Annotated in this window: 16 protein-coding genes; 4 read left to right on the top strand and 12 right to left on the bottom strand. The window is 41.5% G+C overall.

The window, feature by feature from the left end; translation table 11 throughout:
• Window positions 1-43: 43 nt before the first annotated feature.
• Window positions 44-3,217 (top strand): TonB-dependent receptor, encoded by a 3,174-nt coding sequence (locus tag OK025_RS09790; protein WP_317669311.1) that lies wholly within the window; start codon window positions 44-46, stop codon window positions 3,215-3,217.
• A gap of 76 nt (window positions 3,218-3,293) precedes the next feature.
• On the opposite strand, the gene OK025_RS09785 is transcribed toward OK025_RS09790, so the two are convergent.
• From OK025_RS09785 to OK025_RS09750, 8 genes are all read right to left on the bottom strand, one after another.
• On the bottom strand, window positions 3,294-4,001 hold the full coding sequence (locus OK025_RS09785) for a hypothetical protein (RefSeq protein WP_317669310.1): 708 nt from the start codon (window positions 3,999-4,001) through the stop codon (window positions 3,294-3,296).
• Window positions 3,991-4,539, bottom strand: coding sequence for an RNA polymerase sigma factor (locus OK025_RS09780; RefSeq protein ID WP_317669309.1), 549 nt, complete (start codon window positions 4,537-4,539; stop codon window positions 3,991-3,993). Before OK025_RS09780 ends, OK025_RS09785 begins: the two co-directional genes overlap by 11 nt.
• A 145-nt stretch (window positions 4,540-4,684) precedes the next feature.
• Complete coding sequence (locus OK025_RS09775) at window positions 4,685-7,282, bottom strand: TonB-dependent receptor (protein ID WP_317669308.1); 2,598 nt, start codon at window positions 7,280-7,282, stop codon at window positions 4,685-4,687.
• A 772-nt stretch (window positions 7,283-8,054) separates the two neighbouring features.
• Window positions 8,055-9,311 carry a YeiH family protein gene (locus OK025_RS09770; RefSeq protein WP_317669307.1) on the bottom strand — a complete coding sequence of 419 codons (1,257 nt, stop codon included), beginning with the start codon at window positions 9,309-9,311 and terminating at the stop codon, window positions 8,055-8,057.
• A gap of 122 nt (window positions 9,312-9,433) precedes the next feature.
• Window positions 9,434-11,215: an acyl-CoA dehydrogenase family protein gene (locus tag OK025_RS09765; protein ID WP_317669306.1), complete on the bottom strand. Its 1,782-nt coding sequence runs from the start codon at window positions 11,213-11,215 to the stop codon at window positions 9,434-9,436.
• A 135-nt stretch (window positions 11,216-11,350) separates the two neighbouring features.
• Window positions 11,351-12,526: an acetyl-CoA C-acyltransferase gene (locus OK025_RS09760; RefSeq protein ID WP_070570298.1), complete on the bottom strand. Its 1,176-nt coding sequence runs from the start codon at window positions 12,524-12,526 to the stop codon at window positions 11,351-11,353.
• Window positions 12,527-12,556: 30 nt separating this feature from the next.
• Entirely contained in the window at window positions 12,557-14,986 is a 2,430-nt protein-coding gene (locus tag OK025_RS09755) for a 3-hydroxyacyl-CoA dehydrogenase/enoyl-CoA hydratase family protein (protein WP_317669305.1), read from the bottom strand.
• 40 nt (window positions 14,987-15,026) lie between these two features.
• Window positions 15,027-15,467 carry a MarR family winged helix-turn-helix transcriptional regulator gene (locus OK025_RS09750; RefSeq protein WP_120335065.1) on the bottom strand — a complete coding sequence of 147 codons (441 nt, stop codon included), beginning with the start codon at window positions 15,465-15,467 and terminating at the stop codon, window positions 15,027-15,029.
• A gap of 276 nt (window positions 15,468-15,743) precedes the next feature.
• Here OK025_RS09750 and OK025_RS09745 point away from each other — a divergent pair, with 276 nt between their 5' ends.
• A complete protein-coding gene (locus OK025_RS09745) occupies window positions 15,744-16,706 on the top strand; it encodes an isopenicillin N synthase family dioxygenase (protein ID WP_317669304.1) in 963 nt (320 codons plus the stop codon).
• A 90-nt stretch (window positions 16,707-16,796) separates the two neighbouring features.
• On the opposite strand, the gene OK025_RS09740 is transcribed toward OK025_RS09745, so the two are convergent.
• The 4 genes from OK025_RS09740 to OK025_RS09725 form a co-directional block, all read right to left on the bottom strand.
• Complete coding sequence (locus OK025_RS09740; protein ID WP_317669302.1) at window positions 16,797-17,552, bottom strand: porin family protein; 756 nt, start codon at window positions 17,550-17,552, stop codon at window positions 16,797-16,799.
• Between the two features lie 5 nt (window positions 17,553-17,557).
• Window positions 17,558-18,754: a PCMD domain-containing protein gene (locus OK025_RS09735; protein WP_317669301.1), complete on the bottom strand. Its 1,197-nt coding sequence runs from the start codon at window positions 18,752-18,754 to the stop codon at window positions 17,558-17,560.
• A 142-nt stretch (window positions 18,755-18,896) separates the two neighbouring features.
• A complete protein-coding gene (locus tag OK025_RS09730; protein WP_317669300.1) occupies window positions 18,897-19,259 on the bottom strand; it encodes an MmcQ/YjbR family DNA-binding protein in 363 nt (120 codons plus the stop codon).
• 524 nt (window positions 19,260-19,783) lie between these two features.
• The gene (locus OK025_RS09725) at window positions 19,784-20,338 is read right to left on the bottom strand and encodes a thioredoxin family protein (protein WP_317669299.1); all 555 of its coding nucleotides are present in this window, start codon (window positions 20,336-20,338) and stop codon (window positions 19,784-19,786) included.
• Between the two features lie 229 nt (window positions 20,339-20,567).
• Here OK025_RS09725 and OK025_RS09720 point away from each other — a divergent pair, with 229 nt between their 5' ends.
• Together OK025_RS09720 and OK025_RS09715 are read left to right on the top strand one after the other, a co-directional pair.
• A complete protein-coding gene (locus OK025_RS09720) occupies window positions 20,568-23,255 on the top strand; it encodes a TonB-dependent receptor (protein ID WP_317669298.1) in 2,688 nt (895 codons plus the stop codon).
• Window positions 23,248-24,132: a GLPGLI family protein gene (locus OK025_RS09715; protein ID WP_317669297.1), complete on the top strand. Its 885-nt coding sequence runs from the start codon at window positions 23,248-23,250 to the stop codon at window positions 24,130-24,132. Before OK025_RS09720 ends, OK025_RS09715 begins: the two co-directional genes overlap by 8 nt.
• Window positions 24,133-24,262: the final 130 nt, after the last annotated feature.

Genomic DNA, 24,262 nt, shown 5'->3' with positions numbered 1-24,262 from the left:
CATACTTGTGACAGACACTAATCAACTAAAAAGTGAAATTATTATGCAAAGACACATCATTTGGTTAATCTCATTAACCATCATTACATTTTTTCAAATTCCAACCAACAGCTGGGCTCAGGGTACCGAGGCAACCATTACAGGTCGTATCATGGACAACAACGGCCCTGTAAAAGGGACGTCCGTATCGGTAAAAAACGAATCTACCGGGTTTAAACAAACAACACTGACAAACCAAAACGGTATTTATACCTTTCCACAACTACCCTTAGGGTCACCGTACAGCATATCGGTAAACCATGTTGGCTATGCCGAACAAAAAAAGACCGACTATAAATTAAGCTATGGTGACGAACTCAATGTCGATTTTACCTTATCATCAGCCGAAAATAAATTGGATGAAGTCATCGTTCAGGGCACTGCAGCTGATCTAAAAAACAAGATCAAGACATTGGGGGCATCTACAGCCATTACCGCCAATGATCTCAAAAAAATGCCTGTAAATGGACGTAATTTCTCCTCGTTAATTGACTTATCCCCTGTTAGCAGTGGAACAAATCTAGCTGGACAGCGAGCTTCCTCGACCAATTTTACGGTAGACGGCATGAATTCACGCAGTACAGTCGCCGGCGGGAACAGCGGTGGTGCCTATTCAATCTCCATGGAAGCAATCCGGGAATTCAAAGTAGTGACCAATGACTACGATGTTACGTTCGGCCGCAGCGGTGGCGGCAGTATTACCACAGTAACCAAATCAGGTACAAATACTTTAACAGGAAGTGCGTTCACTTTTGCTCGTGCAGGCTGGCTTTCGAGCAAGTACAACCTGAATGGAACGGCACGTAAACAAAAATTTTCCACCTATCAATATGGATTCTCTTTGGGTGGGCCAATCATCAAGGACAAAGCCCATTTCTTTGTAACCTGGGACCGTCAGATGGATACCCGCCCACTTCAGATCGCTGATATTCAAACAACGGAAGATATTGCACGTTACAAAGTAACGCAGGCTACTTTAGATGAATTTACCCGCATTGCAGTGGGCAAATATGGCGCTAGTGCCGATCGTCTGTTTGGTTCTTTCGACAAAAAGAAAAAGACCGATGCTGCCTTTGCCCGCATTGACTGGCAGTTGAACGATAAAAACCTATTGACAATCCGTAATAACTTTGTCTACGACATGGACAATCAACAGGAAGGGGACAATACAGGGATCAATGCTTTTGAATCTTATACCAACAGAAGGTACATAAACAATAGCCTCATGGCCTCCTTGCGGACGTCTATCAACTCCAAACTGACCAACGATTTGAAGATACAACATTTCTATGAACGTTCAGAAGCACAACATAATGTTGCTGGATTTGATCAATCACACAGTATTCCGCGTGCCATCGTTGAATCCGTTCAATCTGTAGACGGTACAAATAAATATACCAATTCAATACAGCTTGGTGGGCAGCGTTATGCGCCAGAATGGTTCAACGGAAATATGTTACAATTGGTCAACAACCTATATTATAATACAGATAAAATCAAATATACCTTCGGTGCAGATGTCATGTATACCAACATGGACTTCCGCTACGGCAGCGAAATGAATGGCCGTTTTTATTTTACCGGTTTACAAAATTTCGACAACCTGACTCCTTATCGCTATGCCCGTGATGTATATATGACCGACAAAGAAAACACCTTGGTCAACAATCTGGCTGTAGGTCTTTATGGACAGATGGAAGCTAAAATCGCCAGAGGTCTTGATGTTGTCGGCGGCCTACGTCTAGACAACACGAAATACCTAAAGAAGGCAACATTCAACCAAACGGTCTATGACGAACTGGGTCTCTCGACCGATAATGGGATCAACACTTTTCAGATACAGCCCCGTGTGCAGTTCAACTGGGATATCAATGAAGAAAAGAAAAATATCATCCGTTTTGGCGCTGGTATATTCGGTTCGGCCCTCAACCCCTATTCTATGTTAAACAATATGTTGTTTGATGGTTCACGCATTGCCGGTGTAGATATTACTGACCCGACCTTAATTCCCAAGCCAAATTTTGCAGGATATCGTAAGGATCCCGATACAGCTCCGGGACGTGAATTGTTGGACAACCCAAAGATCGAAAAACTTGTCACCATCAATACCAATAGCAAGGATGTGAAAGTGCCGACGGTATATAAAGCCAATGTTTCCATCAATCACTTTTTCACCCCTTCATTACGTATCGGGTTAAGTGCTTACGGAACTTGGGGACGCAACAATTATATGTATGTAGATCGCAATATGGTAGAGGACCCTTATTTTAGGCTGACTGCCGAAGGTAACCGTGGGGTGTATGTTCCAGCATCGAGCATCAACACGACAAATGGTGCCGCCAACTGGACCAATAGCCGCAAAACCAAACAAATAGGCCGGGTACTGGAAATGAACAGTGAAGGGAAAAATAATTCTTATACAGTTGTGTTGGATGCTACCTATCGTTATTATAAAGACGGTCAGATCACGATGTCTTACACCTGGAACGATACAAAAGACAATACCTCCTATAACGGTAATGTTGCCAACTCGGCCACCCTTTCTCTGATGGTCAAAGATGATCCTCGCGACTTGAGTACGATGACATATTCGGACAATCAATTCCGCCATAAAGTCGTCTTTTATGGTACCATGCCATCGTTATGGGGTGTTTCGATGGGTTTACGTTTCAGCGGAATTGCAGGAACACGCTATTCTTTAGCAGTCAATGGAAATGTTAATGGTGATTTTGTAAATTCCAACGATCTTGCCTTCGTATACGATCCAAATAACAAAAATACACCCGATTACATCAAAACCGGCATTCAAGCTATTTTAGATGATCCAAATGCAGAGCAGAGCATCAAAAAATACATCAATGGAAACCTCGACCGCATAGCCGAACGTAACGGAGGCATCAACGGTTTTTATGGCGTATTTGACCTGCATTTGGCCAAAAATCTAAAAGTTTACAAGAAACATGGCATTGAAGCTTCAATAGACATTTTCAATGTAGCCAACCTTTTGAAAAAAACTTGGGGTGTAGGACACAATCTGGGTAAACAGAATCTATATGCCATCAAAAGCTTTGATGCAGCGAATCAACAATATGTTTATAATATGAGTTCCGGCGTTGGCGTATCTAACTTAAATGGTAATCCTTATCAAGTACAGCTGGGCCTGAGATATGCATTTTAAGTAATTCAGACCCTATAAAAGAGCGGCGAGCCATTTCCTATAAAAGAAATGGCTCGCTGCTTTTATCAGATCACTTTTATTTTTTTTCAATTCCAAAACAATGCGGAGGTTTAATGACAGCTGCTTGTGTTGGATTATTTTCCACTTTGGCAGGGAAAACAATCTTTAAACGTCCTTTTGTTCCCTGCCATTTTGGTCCGTTCTGTAGCAGGCGAACCGTTTCATTAAAGAGTGACTGATCGGGTTGCCCTTCGGCACTAATATCATTGGGCACTCCATTTTTATCGACCGTAAAATTGACAATAATTTCGCCACCTCCTGCAGGCGCTCCATACTTCTGATTGAGGTACTGTTCAAAGGTTTTCCATCCTTCGCGGGGTGTTGCATCCCCCCCGTCCAGCAAAGGTTGAACAGATACCCTGTTTTCAGGTTCACTTAATTCTACATCCGTTGTACGCTCAGCTTTACCGCTAAAATGTTTAAAATATAGCAGGGCCAATAAAGTCACAAACAGTACACCTGCGGTAGCACCTATGGCCAAACGCTGCCATGTGAAATACTGGGCGTGTCTTGTTGCAACAGTATCTTCCACCCTACGATTGAGGCGCTGTTGCAACAGGCTCAATTGCCGGGCATCCACCCCATTTTGTAATCGGTAACCATCGATGGCATCTTGTAAAAAGGGGTCTTCCAACGCTTCACGTTCCAACTGAAACATCTCCTCCTTACTCATCAAACCATGGATGTAATTATGGATCCTTGATAACTGATAATTATTTTCCATTTTCTTTCCTTTCCATACAGATTTTCAGATTGCGCTTTCCATTTTGAATGGCACTTTTGACCTTATTCAAGTCATATCCAGTCAAATCTGAAATATCTTTATAACATTTTTGCTCGAGATAGAACAAACGTACACATTCCTCTTGTTCGCGATTTAAAGTTTGCATACAGCCTTCCAGTTTCTCGAAATCCTTTTCTTCCCACTTCGCTTCACTGGTATCATTTAGCTTTTGTTCGCTTTCAAACAAATTGTCTTCAATATCAACCTGCGTCGTCCGCTTATCCTTACGTAATTGCATAAGGCAATAATTTTTACTGTAAACGTGTAACCAGCTCTTAAAATTATCGACTTCATATTGACGAAGCTTCGGTATCAGTTCTTCAAATATCTGCATCACAGCATCCTGACTACGATCGGGATCCTGTAAGTATTTAAAGCACACACCATAAAGCAAAGACATATAGGGCGAATATAATTTCCCCAGTGTAGACAAGTCGCCGCTTGTTTTATAGTGTTGTAAAAGCTCTTTTTCGTTCATGCGCAAATCATTCACCTTAATGATGATTTAATATACAAATTTCCATATATAATAAAAGGAGCTATTGAAAATTAGTAAAAAAACAAAAAACCGTCCCCATGATGAAATGGAGACGGTCGATAAGAATATACTATGAATTACGGATTTAATTCCCTTGTTTCCAATTGTATCGCAGTGTAACGCCATAAGTCCTTGGATCCGCAACTACACCTGCGTATTGCCCATAACTTCCCGGTGCCGCCAGCAACTGCTCGTAGTAATCTTTATTGGTTAGATTTCTACTCCACACAAACACCGAAATACCATTCGATCCCCTGAATCCTAGCCTGGCGTTCAAGACCGAATAGGCATCAATATTTAGGTATTGGGATGGTGAAGAACTGGACGAAAATTTAGAACGGTGAAATAGGTCTGCACCCAAAAAGTAAGATCCATTAATCCCGATCAGTTTACCGCTTTTATTCGCTTCGCCACCCAGCGACCAAGACCATTTGGAAACACCAGGAAGGACGCCGCCAGAGATATCTTTAAAAGCCTGAGCTCCGCCAACCTCTTCTAAAGGGACAGGTGCATTGGTAAATTTGACATACTTGGCATCTGTATAGGCCAGTGCTCCATTCAATCGGAGAAAATGTCCGATGTTGATGTTTCCATCCAATTCAACTCCCTTTACACGCACCTTCTCGGCATTGGCCAGATAACCACGGTTTACCCCCGGTTCAGGAGTCTGCACTTGGGTCTGATAGTCTTTGATATCTGTTTGGTAGACGGTCAGATTGAGCAGCGAATTGCGTGTTGGATTCGTCTTCACACCAATTTCCTTATGGCGGACAGCCTCAGGTTTTACTTCAGCGAGATCCAGCAACACTGCTCCATTAGCTGTCGGCAATCCACCGACGTTGATACCGACAGGTTTATAGCTGATGGAATACGTTGCGTAAGCATTTATCTTCGGATTGAAACGATATCTTGCGGAGAGTTGACCAGAGAAATTGTCGGCATCCGCATTGACATCAAAAGTCTGATTGGTATATACACCGTTCTTTAAGGCAAGCAGTGCCGGGTCTGAGGTCTGCAAACCACCATAGGTCTGCCTATCGTAGTTAGCCACCTTTTTATCATAATTATAGCGCAACCCTGGGAGGATATGTAATTTTGGAGTCACAGCATAATCAATCTGTGTATAGGCTGCCAAGCTTGTGCTTTTAATTCCGTAAACGGTCTTGATTCCAAAATTGTCAAATAATCCCGGTGTCTGCCACAAAGCACTGGTAGAGCTTTTTTGAAAACGCCAAAAGGCAGACCCTGTTTCTTCGGTATGTACGGGATCTGTACTTAGATCCTGCCAGAGGCCAAATAGTCCAACAACTCCGCTGACCTTTTCACTGATCTTTCCAGAGTATCTGAATTCCTGCGACCACTGGTTATGGACAGAATTACCTGCTGAAACAGTGTATACCGGAAGTCCCAAGTAATCGCGGTCATTGAGCGGAACCCATGTCCATGTCCGCCACGCAGAAGTTGAGGTCAGTGTTCCTTCTCCAATCTTGATATCGGCATTCAAGGCGACCCCACCCAATTTATTATCAGCTTTAGATTGTGTATCCAAATCTATCTTACGCTCGAAAGCACTTTTATAGGGTAGCTCGTAGCCAAGATCTTTAATAATTGCATCAAACTGTCTGTAGTCCGCACGCTGTGTTTTTACGACTCCGGCAACCGCCCAGCCGTAACCATCGGGTTTTTGTGATGACACATCACCCGAAAGCACCAGTTTGATATTTTCGGTTGGAGTAAACAGCAATTGCCCTCTAAAGCCCAGGTTGTTGATATCATTGATCTTCCTATTGGTATGTACATTAAACAAGTTTCCATCCCGTTGTGTGCCAGAGAAAGAAGCTCTCGCAGCCAGGTTTTTGGCCAATGGCCCTGAGATGGACGTCTTCGCCTGAATAAAACCTTGGTTTCCGTAACTGACTTCCACATTGGCCTCTGGTGTGAATTGTGGTAAACGTGAGGTTATATTAAATGCACCTGCTGTTGTATTCTTTCCAAAGAGTGTACCTTGAGGTCCACGTAGTACCTCTATCTGGTCAATATCAATAAAGTCCAGCCAAGTTGCGGCAGGGCGGGCAATATATACACCATCAAGATAAAATCCTACACCCGGATCGATCCCATCATTGGTGAGGCCATAAGTTGAGCCCAGTCCCCGGATATTAAGCGTCGTATTACGTGCATTCGATGCATATAACTGAACTGTAGGTACAAGCTCTTTTAGTCGATTGACATTAAATGCCCCTGCATCCTCCAATGCCGCGCCACGAATAATCGATACGGGAATCGGAACATCCTGTAACTGCTCCTTACGACGGCGTGCAGTAACCACTACTTGATCCAAGGCTTCCAATCGTGGGGTAAGCTCAATCACTGCCGGAGAATGATCCACCACGATATGACGGGTTTGATAACCAACAATGGATACGATCAATGAAAACGGCAATTTTTGTCCAGTTACAAACTGGAAAACGCCTTTACTGTCTGTTTTCACCTGGTGTGTAACGGCCTCCAGCTGAACCGTTACGCCTTGCAGGGGTTCTTTTGTTACGGCGTCAATTACGGTACCTGTTAATGAGGCATTTATAATAGGTTTAGGGTTTTCTACTTGCGCGTAGGTATGGTAAGAACCTGTTAAAAGCAAGCTAAAAATGACGCTAATTCGAAAAATAGCATTTTTTTTCATAAATTTATTCAGTTTAATGGTGAATCTAAAACAAGTGCCAACGCCAATCGATACTTGCTTCATTGTTAAAACTTTGTAAAAGGGAAGCCGAGGCTTCCCTTTTCTAATATAAGAGAGTGTAAGAGAGAAATTTTAACAACACATTCGTTTCTTGTCACTTTTTAGGGTAACAACAGCTCCTTCTACCGAAGCAACCAATAAACTTGTTTTTGGAGAGTAATTTTGTTTCATTCTTTTTATCTTGTTATTTTCTTTTATTTCCTGCTGCATAAACGAATCAGTATATGCACTTACCAAGCGGCAATTTCAAACAACCTTAATCACATGTCTTTTTTATAAAATCAATGTCATGGCTAGTTCGATTCACAATCAAGTCAGTCCTTTTTGCTCGCCTTGCTATTTACCTGTAAATCAGATAACGATACAAATATATAAATATTTTTTAAAAGACTACTAATTTGATAGATTTAATAATATTTTTTTTCAAAACCCAATTAACACCTAACTAACAGCTATTTAGATCAACAAAAAAGGCTACTCGTAGTTCCCTCAGCATGCAAAAATCACGAAGCTAACCATCCTAATCACCAACTATCCAGCGAAAATCAAAAAGCAAAGCAAGTTTATAAAAACGAAGATCTGTGCCACGAATCTGAAAACAAACGCTACTCATAGCCCCTTGATGAAAAAGCATAAAAAAGGCCGTCCTAGTTGGACAGCCTTCTTTACAGTCATATAAAACGATCTATTTCACATTGAAACACTTAGCATCTTAGCGAAATAGCACCAGTGCAATCAATAAGGTAATAATAACATTAAAAGTCTGGGCAATCAGAAAAGCATATAGCGGTTTCTTGTTATCTTGTACAAAAAGATCCTTAAAGTTCGTTTCCAAACCAATGGATGTAAATGCCAAGGTAAACCAGAGGCCCTGTAAATTTTTCAAACTTCCTTTGACGGCATCAATCTTCTCGGGAGATATTACGAAGGAAAAGAGCAGCGATGCAAATACAAATCCCAACACAAACTTCGGGAAACGTTCCCATATAATTTTGAGCGTAGGCTTATCCCGCTTGGTTTCATCATCAACCGATTTCGCATAAGTCCAATAAATACTGATTGCAAAAGCCGCCAGCCCCAACAATACGTTTTGTGAAAATTTCACAATGGTACTGATCTTCAACGCTTCTTCTCCTACCAGGGAACCTGAAGCCACGACAGCACCTGTTGTATCAATACTCCCGCCGAGCCAAGCACCGGTAACTTGTTGCGACAAGCCCATCCACTCCGCCATATAAGGCATGAAAATCATCATTGGAATCGCTGTAATAAGAACCAACGAAATGACATAGGAAAGTTTTTTGCTATCGCCTTTGATTGCTCCCGAAGTTGCTATCGCTGCGGAAACACCACAAATAGATACTGCACTCGACAGCATTAGGGACATCTCCTTGTCAATCTTTAACTTTTTACAGATCCAGAACGCAAAGTACCAAACAGACAGTACGACAGCCAGTGCTTGAATAAGCCCCAAGGATCCCGCTTTGAGGATATCCCCGAAGATCACTGTAGTTCCGAGCAGAATTAGGCCTATCTTGACGTACAGCTCGGTACTGAGCGCCTCTTTAAACCAATTAGGCAGTTTAAAGCAATTGCTGATGACTAAACCGATAATCAAACTAAAAATTACAGCTTCGAGATTGTATTCTTTAACCGTTGCATTCCCTGCCAGCACCAATGCAAATACGGTAAGGATAAATACAACAGGAAATACAACGAATAAATATTTTACAGATTTCCCTAAAAGAAAAGCGCCCAATATCGCGGTAACGAATACAAAAATAAACTGCTCAAAAAGCTTCATTAAATTTGTCGGGTCGAAAACCGTTGCAACGAGTTCGGCGGAATTACTCCACGAAAAACTAGGTACTGGCGCGACAATTCCTGAGAGTGCGAGAAATATGGTAGCGATCCCCAAAATGACGACTACCCAGTCTTCTGTAAATGTAAATGATCTTGAAGATGTCATATAATGGTTAGGGTTTAAAAGGTTAAATTTAACATAATTACAGTGACTTTCTAGGATTGTAACACAAAAATGGCCGAAGATTTCTCTCCGGCCATTAACCAAAACCAATAATCTATTATCAATCAAAAACAATATTTATTCTCATCTATCAATTTCTTTGCGATTCGCTGACGTGCATCTTTCACATTAAATGGCTGTGCTTTCGTGAATCTGCGCAAACCAACCAACATCATATTCAGTTCATCACCTTCACCAAAAGAATATAATGCTTCTTTACCGGCAGCGCTGATTTTATCAATAGCACCATACAGATAGATCTTAGCCATATCTTTTGCATAGTCTGCTTTATCAGATCCTGTATGCAACAATTTTTCTGCACGTAACAAGACTGACTCGGTGATATAAACATACCCGATAATATCCGCAATATTCATGAGAATTTCCTCTTCTTTGGAAAGAGACATCATCAATTTTTGCACTGCTGCTCCAGCAATCAATAACCCAGCTTTTTTAAGGTTTGCCACAATTTTCTTTTCTGCAGCAAAAGGTGCATCGTCCTCTTCACCAAAATCCGGAATAGCGAGGAGCTCTCCAGCTACGGCTTGCGCAGGTCCCATTAGATCCAATTCACCTTTCATGGCCCGTTTTAACAGCATGTCAACGACAAGCAATCGATTCACTTCATTGGTACCTTCAAAGATCCTGTTGATCCGTGAATCCCGATAAGCGCGTTCCATTGGCGCATCTGCCGAGTAACCCATTCCACCATAAATCTGCACGCCTTCGTCAACCACATAATCCAACATCTCCGAACACCATACTTTGATGATTGCGCACTCAATTGCAAACTGCTCCACAGACTTCAACTTTGCTTTTGCTTCATCCATACCGCCAGCAATCAATGCATCGTAGGCATCATCAATATTTTGACCGGCACGATACGATGCCGACTCCACAGCAAACAAACGTGTTGCCATCTCAGCCAGCTTATAACGAATGGCGCCAAATTTGGAAATCGGCAGATTAAACTGCACACGTTCATTGGCATATTGCACCGCATGGTTGATCACCATCCGTGCCGAACCGATCGTTGCAGCGCCTAGTTTTATACGACCAATATTCAGGATATTTACAGCAATCTTAAATCCATTTTCACGATCAGAAAGCATATTCTCTACAGGAACGGCGCAATCATTGAAAAAGATCTGCCGTGTTGAAGATCCCTTAATACCCAATTTATGTTCTTCGGGATTCATCGTGATGCCACCAAAGTCTTTCTCGACAATAAATGCTGTCAGGTTTTTATCATCATCGATTTTTGCAAATACGATGAAGATATCTGCAAAACCGCCGTTTGTAATCCACATTTTTTGTCCGTTGATCAAATAATGTGTCCCCTCGGCATTTAATTTTGCGGAAGTACGACCCGAATTTGCATCCGATCCAGCATTAGGTTCTGTCAAACAATACGATGCCTTCCATTCACCGGTAGCAAGCTTTGGAACATATTTTGCCTTTTGAGCATCATTACCATAATACAAAATAGGCAGCGTACCGATTCCCGTATGAGCAGACAATGCGACAGCAAAAGAAAACCCGCCACCTACCGCATCGGCAACAAGCATAGAAGTGTTGAAATTCTTGCCGAAACCACCATATTCTTCGGGAATAGAAACACCCAACATCCCCAGTTCACCGGCCTTATCCATCAAACTAGGCATAAGTCCTTCTTCTTGGGCATCGATACGGTCGAGCTTATTTAGTACTTCGGTATCCAGGAAATCCAAGCAGGTCTGACGAATCATTTTGGCTTCTTCATCAAATTCTTCCGGGATAAAAACGTCTGTATAGGGAGTCTCTCTAATCACGAACTCTCCGCCTTTAATTGCTTTATTTTCGCTCATTGTCTTTTTAGATTTATAGGGATCAGCAAATCACTGCTACGTGATGCTGCTGGCCACCATGTTTTTAAATACTTCTATGCGTTATGAGATCAGAGATCCATATTTCGTTTATATTGCTATTCTTAGCGGCTAATTTTAGTCCAATAACTCAAAAATACCAGCTGCTCCTTGACCAGTTCCGACACACATCGTCACCATGCCATATTTTTTGCCTCTGCGTTTCAACTCGTTTAAGACTTGGACCGTCAATTTAGCTCCTGTACATCCAAGAGGATGACCTAAAGCTATGGCACCGCCATTGACATTTACTTTCTCTTCGTCTAATCCAAGTTCACGAATAACGGCTAGCGATTGAGAGGCGAAAGCTTCATTCAACTCAAAGAGATCAATATCTTCCTTTTTAAGACCGGCTTTTGCCAGTGCCTTGGGTATGGCATAGATAGGTCCGATACCCATAATGCGAGGTGGAACACCTGCTACAGCAAAACTAACCAGCTTTGCTATAGGTTTTACACCAAGCTCCTTCACTTTTGCTTCAGACATCACCAAGACAAATGCAGCCCCATCGGAAGTTTGCGAGGAATTTCCTGCTGTCACGGAACCATTCGCTGCAAAAACTGGTTTTAATTTCCCTAAAGCCTCCAGGGAAGTATCGGCACGAGGACCTTCATCCGTATCAACGACATATTCACGCGTTGCAATCTTGCCATCTTTCAAATAATTTTCTTTTACGGTGATAGGCACGATACCATCTTTCAAATGACCATTTTGAATAGCTGCAACTGCCTTCTGATTTGATTTGAGGGCAAAAGCGTCCTGATCTTCACGCGAGACATTGTAATCTTTGGCTACAGCTTCGGCAGTCAATCCCATACCCCAATACCAATCGGGATGCTCTTTTGCCACCACAGGATTAGGCACAATTTTCCAACCTCCAAAGGGCATTCCGGACATCACCTCTACCCCGCCGGCAATAATAACATCTGCCATCCCGGTCTTGATCTTTGCGACTGCTGTTGCAATAGTCTCCAAACCTGAAGCGCAGTACCGATTAACGGTTACCCCTGGGACCTTATCCGTATCCAATCCCATCAGTGAAATGAAACGCGCCATATTGAGTCCCTGCTCCGCTTCCGGCATGGCATTCCCAACGATGACATCGTCTATATCTTCTTTATTTAAATTTGGCACAGTGGATACAAGGTGTTTAATCACATCCGTGGCTAAATCATCCGCCCGCATAAAGCGGAATACTCCCCGCGGCGCTTTGCCTACTGCTGTACGAAATCCTGCTACTATATATGCTTCCATTATTTTTATTTTTTTCGTGAGTAGTGATTTTTAGTTCCGTAAAGGCTTACCCTTTGTCAGCATAAATTGAATTCTTTCAAGCGTTTTGCGTTCGGCACAAAGCTCGAGGAAAGTTTTACGCTCTAGATCCAATAGATATTGTTCAGACACTTCGGTCGGTGACGATAAATTTCCACCACACATCACCCAGCCTAGTTTTTCTGAGATCTTTCGATCATAATCAGAAATATAATTCCCTTCACGCATCGATGAAGCCCCCACATACACGATCCCTAATCCTTGGTTTCCTAAAACCTTGATATCATTGCGTGGAGCGGGCTGAACATAACCCTCATCAGCCAGTTCCAGTGCCTTTGCTTTGGCATCTGCCAAAAGGCGGGCACGGTTCATTGTAATTGCAAATTTATCTTTCTGCAAATAGCCGAGTTCATAGGCTTCATAAGCAGAAGTCGAAACTTTCGCTTGCCCAATGGTCAGGAATTTATCTTTTAAGGTGTTCTGCACAATCTGATCCTCCTTAAATTCCTCCGAGGCACGCAGTGTAAATTCTTTGGTTCCACCGCCACCGGGAATAACACCAACGCCAAGTTCAACCAAGCCCATATAGGTTTCGGCGTGAGCCTGCACAAAATCAGCATGCATGGAGAATTCACAACCCCCACCGAGGGTCATTTGAAATGGCGCAACGACTACAGGTATTGACGAATAGCGTAAGCGCATGGATGTATTTTGAAAGGCACGAACGGCCATATTCAATTCATCAAAATCCTGTTCTACGGCCATCATGAAAATCATTCCAATGTTGGCGCCAGCAGAAAAGTTTTTTCCATCATTGGACACCACTAAACCGCGATATTCCTTTTCAGCGAGATCAATAGCTTTATTCAAGCCCTGGATAACATCACCGCCGATGGTATTCATCTTGGTATGAAATTCACAATTAATGATACCGTCGCCAAGATCAATAATAGAAACCCCCGTATTTTTCCAGATTGTTTTACTTTCCCGAATATGATCCAATACGATCAGATCTTCCGTTCCCGGAATAGCTTTATAAGATTTGGTTGCAATATCATAATAGTGACGTACACCATTTTCAATTTTATAGAATGATTCACATCCCGCTTGCAACATCTCGTGTACCCAGGAAGCAACCTCCCCATCCTGACCTGGAAGTCGTTTTTCTTCGGCCTTAATTTTAGCCAAGGTTTCGCGGACACCTAGCGCATCCCATACTTCAAATGGTCCTAACTCCCAACCAAATCCAGCACGCATGGCATCATCAATACGGAAGAAGTCATCTGTAATTTCGGGAACACGGCGGGATACATATTCAAACAAAGGATAATGCATGGCACGGAAAAGTTCGGCCGCTTTATCGCTTCCTTGTTCATAGACTTTCATCCGCTTGCGGATATCCTCCACAGGTTTGGTGGCTTCCAAAGTAGCTGATTTCACTTTTTGCTGTGAGCCAAATTCCAGTGTTTTTAGATTTAGAGACAAAATCTCCGAATTACCATCGGCAGCTTTTACTTTTTCATAAAACCCTTTCTTGGTTTTCTCACCCAACCATTTATTCTCTACCATCTTACTGATGAATGTTGGAAGTTGAAAGACACCCTTGGCTTCATCTTCAGGCGCATTCTGCGCCAGCCCATTGGCAACATTCACCAGGGTATCAAGCCCTACAACATCAGCCGTACGAAAAGTTGCCGATTTAGGATGCCCCATTGCGGGACCAGTATATTTGTCGACCTCTTCCACTGTCAACCCAAGAGGTTCCACCAAATGAGTAACCGCCAACATCGAATAAACACCGATACGGTTACCAATGAATGCAGGAGTATCTTTACATAATACAACCGATTTTCCCAGCATCTTATCGCCAAAGTGAAGAATAAAGTCAACGACCTCGGGCTTGGTGTGCGGTGTGGGAATAACCTCCAATAAAGGAAGATAGCGTGGCGGATTGAAGAAGTGTGTACCGCAGAAATGATCTTTAAAATCTTCACTTCTGTCCACTGTCATTAAATGAATAGGAATACCAGAAGTATTGGAAGTAATCAATGTTCCAGGTTTACGAAACTGCTCAACACGCTCAAAAACAGACTTTTTAACATCAAGTCGCTCAACAACGACCTCTATGATCCAGTCCACATGAGCAATGTCTTTTAGATTATCATCAAAATTACCTGTTTTGATACGTCTGACAAATGACTTGCTATAAATTGGCGAAGGGTTTGTTTTTAAAGCCGTTTCTAGGGAGCTGTTGACAATTCGGTCCCGAACGACCTTATTCTCCAGCGTGAGACCTTTGGCTTGTTCCGCTGGCAGCAGTTCACGTGGAACGATATCCAACAATAAAACTTCAACACCAATGTTAGCAAAATGACAAGCAATTCGCGAGCCCATAACACCCGAACCGAGAACCGCCACTTTTCTAATATTTCTGTTCATCATAACATATTTATTATGCACTTCTGTACATTTGGTTTAACTTCTAAACGACTACTTCTTCCTTGTAACTGGTTGCAAGCTCATTGAGTTTCGCTAAAGAAGCAATCAATTGATCACGTTCATTTTCTGAAAAATTATCCGCTAAGTATTGATTGAAATTACGCACCACATCCTTGGCAATTCTTCTTTTCTCCCGACCCAATTCAGTCAGGTATACTTTTACTGACCGCTTGTCGGTCTCACTCGTCTCACGGTATATAAATCCCAATGACTCCAAATTATTCAACACCCGAGACAAACTAGTTGTTTTAACTCCTGTCAAATTTGCAATCTGAGAAACAGGTGTACCCTCTTTATGGATGTTAATCAAAATATAACCCGCAGCCTGGGTAAAACCGTACTGCGAAGCAATTTGATTATATTTATTGGCAATTGTCTGCCAACCTGTTTTTAAAAAATAGTCGATTGTCTGATTTTGGTTCATAAGCGTACTCACAAGCTATTTGTTATGCTTGCATAACAAATATACCAGTTAGGAATCAGAATAACAAGATCCAAAATATAAATTTTGTCATATATTCGTCAGCATGACGCTGCTCTACATTTTTTAGCCGAAACGACCAATTATAGAAAATGTGGAAAACTTTTAAGCACTGAAATACAACCAAATAAAACAAAACACAAAACTTTTATTAACAGATCCTGTTTAATAATCAAAATTAATTCCGTTAACTTTGTCCTGAACAAATATCAACATCGTATGGCTTTAGTAAACATACCTCGCTTGGACTTGCTACATTATACACAAGGAACCCAAGAACAACGAAATCAATTTATCCAAGATATTGGCAAGGCATTTAACGAAACAGGCTTTGTAACGATTGCAAATCATGGCTTATCAAAGGAGCTGATTGAAGAGTTATATCAGGTCGTTCCTGAATTTTTTGGTTTGCCGACCGAGACGAAGGAAAAATATGAATTTCCAGAACTTGCAGGTCAACGTGGCTATACAGCAAAAGGAAGAGAAAAAGCGAAAGATGCGAAGACTCCTGATTTAAAGGAATTTTGGCAACGTGGTCAAACGATCGTTGGTGAAGAATATTCCAAGACTGATTTTCCGGATAATCCTGAAGTAGCAGAGATCCCACGCTTTAATGGTGTGACCGCTGAGGTGTATAAAAAATTAGAAGATACAGGCCGGGAATTATTAAAAGCGATTGCTACCTACCTCGACCTGGAAGAAAATTACTTTGAAAAATATGTCATCAACGGTAATTCTATTTTACGTGCGATACATTACTTTCCAATCAGCGATCCTGACGCTTTAGCTCCTGATGCAGTACGTGCAGGAGCACACGAAGATATTAACCTCATCACCTTATTGATTGGTGCCAGTGCAGATGGACTTGAAGTATTGACAAAAGACGGAGAATGGTTCCCTATCAAAGCCAAAGGTGAAGATATTGTCATCAATGTGGGTGATATGCTGCAACGGTTAACAAACAATAAGTTGAAATCGACTACGCATCGTGTTGTAAACCCGCCGCGTGAAAAAATGGGCACTTCCCGTTTTTCTATTCCATTCTTTTTACATCCAAAATCCACCATGAGTCTGGCTTCATTGGATTCCTGCATCGATGCGGAACACCCAAAGGTCTACGAAGATTATACCGCTGGTCAGTACCTGGATGAACGTTTGAGAGAAATCGGATTAAAAATGTAAAACTCCGCTTCATTTAAATGAGCATAACAACATATAAAAAAGAAATGGCCGATCCTGGGATCGGCCATTTCTTTTTTATAGCTCGCTAAACTATTTCAATTTATATCCTATGCCAACATTCATAAAGATATTATGCAATCCGAAACTAATACTTTCAAATCCGGTTTTCATAATATTATTGAAGCCATAATCTAACTGTGCTAACGCAAAGAACTTTTTGTCGATACTATAATGGGCTCCCAGACTCATGCCAACATCAATACTCCTTACGCTCTCCGAGAAATCATAATCGGCATTATCCACAACAATCTTATTCCCGGTGGGCTCTTCATGTCTAAGATAGCCATTGTAGGCCTCGCCATAGAATTGCTTTCTTACCGCAAAAGAAATATAAGGACCTGCCTGTACATTCCATCGATCTGAAAGCTGATAAGTCGCTTGAATCGGCACAGATAGATACAGATTATGTACTTTGGTTGTAATGTCGCCTGTATAATAACCTCGCAGCTCCTCTTTAGAATCGTTCACGGCGTTGAATGTCGTCTTGTATCCCTTAACACTCGCTTTTGTATCCATTCCCTTTCCTTCGAAGACGAGTCCCAAAGACACTCCCCATTGAGGATCAATACGATAGTTTGCCCTTGCTCCGACAAAAAAGGGAACATTCGGATTATAGCTTTTAATTTTTCGGATTTCACGTGGCAATGAAAGCGGTGCGGCTCCGCCGATCTTACCGCCAACCATGACATCAAAACCCAATTTACCTTCATCCGCTGTATTTTCCTGCGCATTTGCAATAGATCCTGTCAAAACCATCGCAAATAGTGCCATTGTATATTTTATCATTTTCATTATTTCTTCGTTACAATTTTGAGATCATCCACCGTCAGCTTACTACCGACAGCACCTATAAAATTATCACCATATTTACTCGAAGACATTACAATAGCAATGCTATAATCCAAATTGGCAACGTCAGCTTCGTTTACTTTCGCCGTGTACTTAAATGGCAATGTAAACTTGACAAAACCATCAGTTGTGGTTGCGCCCCCATTTTCCAGCCTAGCTATAGCCACTATACTTGGATCTTTCAGAATATTATGTCCCGTCAAATAGGAAACTTTCTTGTTGGGATCAGGCTCCGAATCCATCAGCTGCTTGCGATTATAAAAAACCGCATAGATATCACAGGAATCTTTGGTATTGACAGGTTTCATGTTTTCATCCGTCACCGTCGCCCCAGGACTATATTTATAGTAACCTTCCAACGCCAACGGCATCTGATTGAAAGGAAGACCAAACTGTGTTGCCGAAAGTGGATCTGTCAATACAGGCCCCGTATCAAACGACCCGATAAAAAGATTTCCCGCTGCAATAGGCTTCTTGAACATCGCCCCAAAAGCACCGGTTAACTTCGTTTCCAATAAAGCTGCTTTCGATCCCGAATGTGCATCCGAACTCGTTTTAGTAGGATATGATTCAGGTTCCTTTGCACCTCCCCCTAAGCTCAATGTCAAGGAGAAACTTGGATTTCCGGAAGCCCAATTATAGAAATCCTGACCATCAATTTTATTGTAAAATATGGTGTATTTATCATCCTTATCGATCTCCGTATCTTCAAAACCATATTCTGTTGGAACAAATCCACCATCTGTTTTCACAATTTTAATCAGGTAGTTCTTTGTAAACTGACGATCTTCGGACGTAACTTTGTAATACACGCCGTTTTTTAGCAATTCGTCGACAATCCCTTTATTCAGATCCTGTGTTCCGACGGGCATTTTCAAAGAATCTTTCAAAAGCTCAATGGAAGCTCCCGGAGTCAGATCAAAAGTCATATTCAACTTGGTAAGATCATGAATTTTGGGCTGGAGGTAAAGTGTAACTTGCGTATTTGAGATGACCGGATTTAGCAGGAAGACATCTTCGTCGGCATGAACACCGACAATATCCGCTTCCATATTGAGCGCTTCTTCCTTTATACAACTTCCCAAGCTGAAAAGAAGCATAAAACAGATTACCCACGAGTAATTTCGTGTTCGTTTCATAAAAATAATATTTAGTGTAAATTTAATGATCGTTGTATTGAGCAACACATCGATTTTGCAAAGCTAGCATTCCTCGTTCCAAAAACCGCCCTTTGAACAATTTTTCTCACCAAGCAACTAATTCTTTACACGTAAAATACATTTAACCCCTAATAATTTCCTGTCTGATCCTCGCGGGCAGACTTTCGACAATAAGTTGATAGCTATGCAAAATCAATTCTTCAAGCTTTCTATCGTCAAGTTCCCGGTTGGCAATAACGGTATTCCAATGCTTTTTATTCATATGATACCCTGGAAGCACCGTGTGTTCGTGCCTCTCACGCAGTTCAATTGCCCACTCCGGATTACACTTCACATTAAACCGCAGCTCATCAATCTGATCCAGCCCCACCAATAAAAAAATCTTGCCGCCAACCTTAAATACCAGTGTATCCGGACCAAATGGTGTCTCTTCCATAACTGGTCCAATAGATAAACAATATTCCCTCAGATCTTCAATGTTCATATTTTTCTAGTTTTAGTTATTGATCAAGCCAAACTGAATGTCCTCCATAAAATGGACAATAATTCATATAAAGCTAACAAAAACAGCGGGTCGTTTTACTTAAAATCTTTTAATCTTTCGCAAAGGCGGTATTAAACCTATCGCCAATAAAGCAATACGGATACATTGAAAAACAATAGCCGAATAAACTGGACTTAGACAAGGAAACAAGTATAGGCCAACTTCAGCATTTATAGGGAGTATCGACGGATATGAAGCGGTGCTTGTTCGGATCTTCTTCGCTTGCAACCGAAGAAGCACCGAACAAGCACCGAAGAAGTACCGAACAAGCACCGAACAAACAGCGATAAAAGGCAGAATGTCTTATACTGTAATAGGCTTACACATACCGAAGTTAAACGCGGCTTGTTATGGCGAATTCTTTCACTTTTCCAAACCATGCTCAGGAAAGACCAGGTCTACTCCTGAGATGATTATCTGGTTAAACTTAAAAATCGCCAGTCTATTAAAAAGATGTATTTTTCTTATTTTTCAAGCAGCGCCTGGATTTCCTTTTGGATTTCGGTTCCTTTATCGGCATTGTACCACTTTTGAATCTCCTCTTTGATTTCGGAGAAATCTGCCCCTTGGGCTTTCATCGTCAAAAACAGCTCCTGGCAAGCTTGCGGTCGTGGACCCCAGACAGCCAGATCCCGCCCCTGCTCATTCCGTATCACTAGAATTGGAATAGATTTACCGCCGTTGGTTAAATAAGAATCGATCAGAAACGGAGCGCTGTCACGCAGTTGGATATCCACCGTGATATTGGGATTTTTTGAGGCCATCTTGGCCAACATAGGCACCGAATGCGCTGCATCCCCGCACCAAGGTTCAGTAATAATGATCCATTGTTGCTTTTCAGTAATTGACTCCACAAACTGTTCAAAAGTCGACGTAGGCTCAAAGCGTTTTAACCAACGGCCCATTCTTGTCCAGTTCATTTTTGTGTACTGATAATATTCATCATCTTGATAGGTAGGGTGATTCTCAGGATGATTTAAGATATCTTCGAATTGTTGTAAGTAATTTTCAAACGTCATAATACCAATTTTGTGCAAAGGTAAATTTTACTTCTAACTTTCTCAAAAAACCTTCCGCCAACAATCTGTATTGAATGCAATAAAAAATAGGGTGCTCAAAAAGTACATATATAACACGAAAAAAAATGTGATTTACTCTACCTTATATACCAAAGATTTTACATTCAGAAGAGATGTTTTACATTTATTAACGATTAAGTAAATTATATTTGAAAGATACAACCCGTACATGAAAAGATTAGTTCAATTAATACTTTTACTATTTATCGTCATCAACAGTGCTTACGCCCAAATAAACATCAAGGGGAGGATTCTGGATAAGGCAGATGACAAGCCCCTGACCAATGCTTCCATTATTTTACTGAACCGCGATTCAGTCCTCCGTTATTTTAACCGAGCCAATGAAGAGGGAAAATTCCAGGTCAAAAATATCAAACCCGGGAGCTACATTATTTTGGCCACGTACCCCAAGTTTGAACTCTACAGTGATACGATCCAAATTGCAGACAAAGATCTCGATCTGCATGATATCAAAATAAATTCCCAAAGAAATGTTTTGCAGGAGGTGATTGTCACCCGACGTCTTCCAATTACACTGAAAGGCGACACCATCGAATATGATGCGGCGAGTTTTGCAACGGAAAAGAATGCGAAGTTAGAGGATTTACTACGCCGTCTCCCCGGTTTTACGGTTACGGGAGATGGAAGTATCACTGCCCAGGGGAAATCAGTACAGAAGGTTTTTATTGATGGGGAAGAATTTTTTGGTTATGACCCCAAGATAGCCATTCGAAACGTACGGGCAGATGCCGCTGACAAGGTGCAGCTCTATGAGAAAAAATCGGAGGAGGCAGAACTGTCAGGCATCGATGATGGCGTAAGAATCCAGACAGTTAACGTTGTACTCAAAGAGAAAGCAAGAAAGGGTGTCTTTGGAAACATGGAAGCATTGGCTGGATCAAAAGAACTGTATGCGGGAAATCTCTTTGCGGCCAAATTTAATAAGACTGAGCGGATTGGCATCACCGCGAGTCACAACAACATGGGCAGTTCAAGCGGCCGTGAGGGCTCTCTACGCATGAACAACCAAATTACGGGCGAACCACTGAACACCAACCTTGGTGCCAACTATGAAAATCAGTTCTTCAAAAAAGCCCTAAAAGTCAATGCCAACTATGGTTACGACAACAACAGCAACAGGAACCACTCCGAGACTTACAATAAAAATGTGCTGCCAGACGAGTCCATTCAGGAAAAAAACAGCAAAAACGATAATGAAAGGCATAGTCGAAGCAATGGTTTAAGGTCAAACCTTAACATGCGACTGGATTCCACGCAAACTATGGAACTTCAATCCAATGCCAATTGGGCCAACAACGCTAATCTAACCTATACAGACAGCAAAACGGGCGATGAATCAGGCAATCCAATAAGCGACTTTAGGGAGAACAATCAATCCAATTCTTCAAGCTCCAGCAGTAATTTCCGTCTAAATTATAGAAAACGATTGAAAGCGGGTCGTTCTGTCAACCTAATGATCGGAAATAACCACAAAGAGTCAAATTCAGACAGCAAAGTCTATTCGCGAACCTATTTCTACAAAACAGGAGATAGCACAATTATTGACCAGGATCGGCACGGACGAAATAAAGGAAATGACTTCAACTCGTCAATTAACTTCAACAACCGAATCAGCGATTACATTAATTTGGCGCTGGGGTATAGCTTCAATCATTCGAAGAACACCAATACACAAAATTCAATAAACAATATCACGCAAAAGTTTGATTCGCTGTATTCTCAAAACCAGATTGACAATAATACCAATCAAGGTGTTAATATTAACTTTTCTTACCGTAAAGAAAAGCTGGAAATCAATTTTTCAAACCGTACGTTCTACAAGAATCAAAAGTTAAATGATAGTTACAGGTCAATTGATCTTGCCCGGAATTTTTGGGACAACAATTTAAATGTGGATGCGAATTATCGCCTTTCAAATAGCAAAAATATACGTTTGGCTTATCAAAGTTCGAATATCATCCCATCCTTTGATCAGCTACAACCACTGCAACCTCAGACCAACCCTTTGTTTCAACAAATTGGTAATCCTGACCTGAAACGTGCGGTGAACAATAATATTTCGGCCAATTATAATGCTTTCAGTTTATTGAAAGGAACCAATATCAATATCAACGGAAACTTATCTTTCGTCAATAATCCGATTGTCAACAAAACAACCATACTGGACAACTCTGCCCAGATCAGTACTTACGAAAATCTATCCGGTAAATCCAATTGGAATGGCGGTCTGAATATCAACCATATGCAGCCTTTGGCCAATCGCCGTATCAACTTTAACAAAAGTGCAAATGTTAGATTTAACAACAGCTATAGCTATACCAAATTTGAAGGCGGACAGTCCGGCGGCGAGTTTTTGCTGAACAATGCAAAGAATACCAACTTTAGTCTAGGTTCAAGCTTAAATGAACAAGATTCAGAAGGCTTCGATTTCGACCTTTCTGCAAACGCCGGCTTTAATATCCAGCAAAACTCGATCAACACTCAATACAACGCAACAAGTTTTCAAGGTGGGACTTCAGCCTATGTCAAATACTTTCTACCGAAGAAGTTTAATGTCATGGCCAACATTTTCTATAGCTATACAGGACCTACAAAACTTTACAAGAAATCAATCAATCAATTTTATACCAATATCGAATTGGAGAAAAAAGTACTGAAAGATGAGAGCATGACACTTAGCGTAAAGGCCTTTGACCTTTTCAACACCTTTAACAACACACGCCGTAATGCGAGTGACACCAACTATTCCGAATCTGTTCAACAGGTATTGACGCAGTATTTTTTGGTCGGTGTAAAATGGGATTTCAACAAATATCTAGGGAAAGGAAATGATTAAAAAAATATATTTAACACTAATCATCTGCTGCTTGTATGGCTTATCGCTTCAGGCGCAATACGCCTATTTCGGCAGTAGGGGTACCATTAGTTTTGACAAAGTTACCTACACAAAAGCACGCCTTCGGCAGATGTCCAACGACATGAACTCGAAAGGAATGGACAGGGGTATGGGAATGATGGAATATCTCGACAAGGTACCGGATTCACATACAGAAAAGTTAAACTTTTACTTTGATGAGAATTCTACCGTGTTGATGCCCGAGGAAAGCCAGGGTACCGAAAAACAACGTGCTGAAGTAAAAATGGCAGCACCTACAATAACTTCGGCAAATGGCCGGGGGGGCAGATCTCAGGGCGCGGCCCGAAGCGGAGGAAACCAAAGAGGACAATTTAGAGGTGGGGCCAACAAGAACGGCAAAGTCCTCTACCAGGATCTGAAAGCTGGTACAGCAGACATCCAGCTTGACATCGACGAAAAATACATTCTTTCGGAAACATTGGACAGCATCACTTGGCGTTTCACGGAGGAGTTCCGCAATATTGCTGGTGTAAACTGCCACAGAGTCAACGGTGCCACCAAAGACTCACTCTATCTGATTGCTTACTATTCCGAAGAAATCCCAGTATCGGCAGGACCAGCCTTGAGCCACGGCCTTCCAGGAATGATATTGGGGCTCGTCATCCCAGAAATGCACATTCAATATTGGGCTACAAATATCGCCTATACCAATAAACTTGTTCCTTCTGATTGGCGGGATAAGAAATCAAAAAAAATGAAACTTGCTGAATTCTCGGAAATCTTTGGCAGATATATGCCACGCAATCGCCAAAACGAGTCAGCAAAAAAAAGGATATTAGAGCAACTGGTGTATTGAAAATGTCAGTTTGGCAGTACCTAAAGACAAATTGATGACAAATAGTGTTTTTTTCACAAAACTTTTGGATTGGCATAAGGGTTGATAATAGACTGATAGAATTTATTTAAGTAAAAAATTAAAACACAAG

It is taken from the genome of Sphingobacterium sp. UGAL515B_05 (assembly GCF_033097525.1).
In the GTDB taxonomy this organism is placed as follows: domain Bacteria; phylum Bacteroidota; class Bacteroidia; order Sphingobacteriales; family Sphingobacteriaceae; genus Sphingobacterium.
The sequence above is the reverse complement of the archived record's forward strand: the minus strand, read 5'-3'. Positions and strand labels throughout refer to the sequence as shown.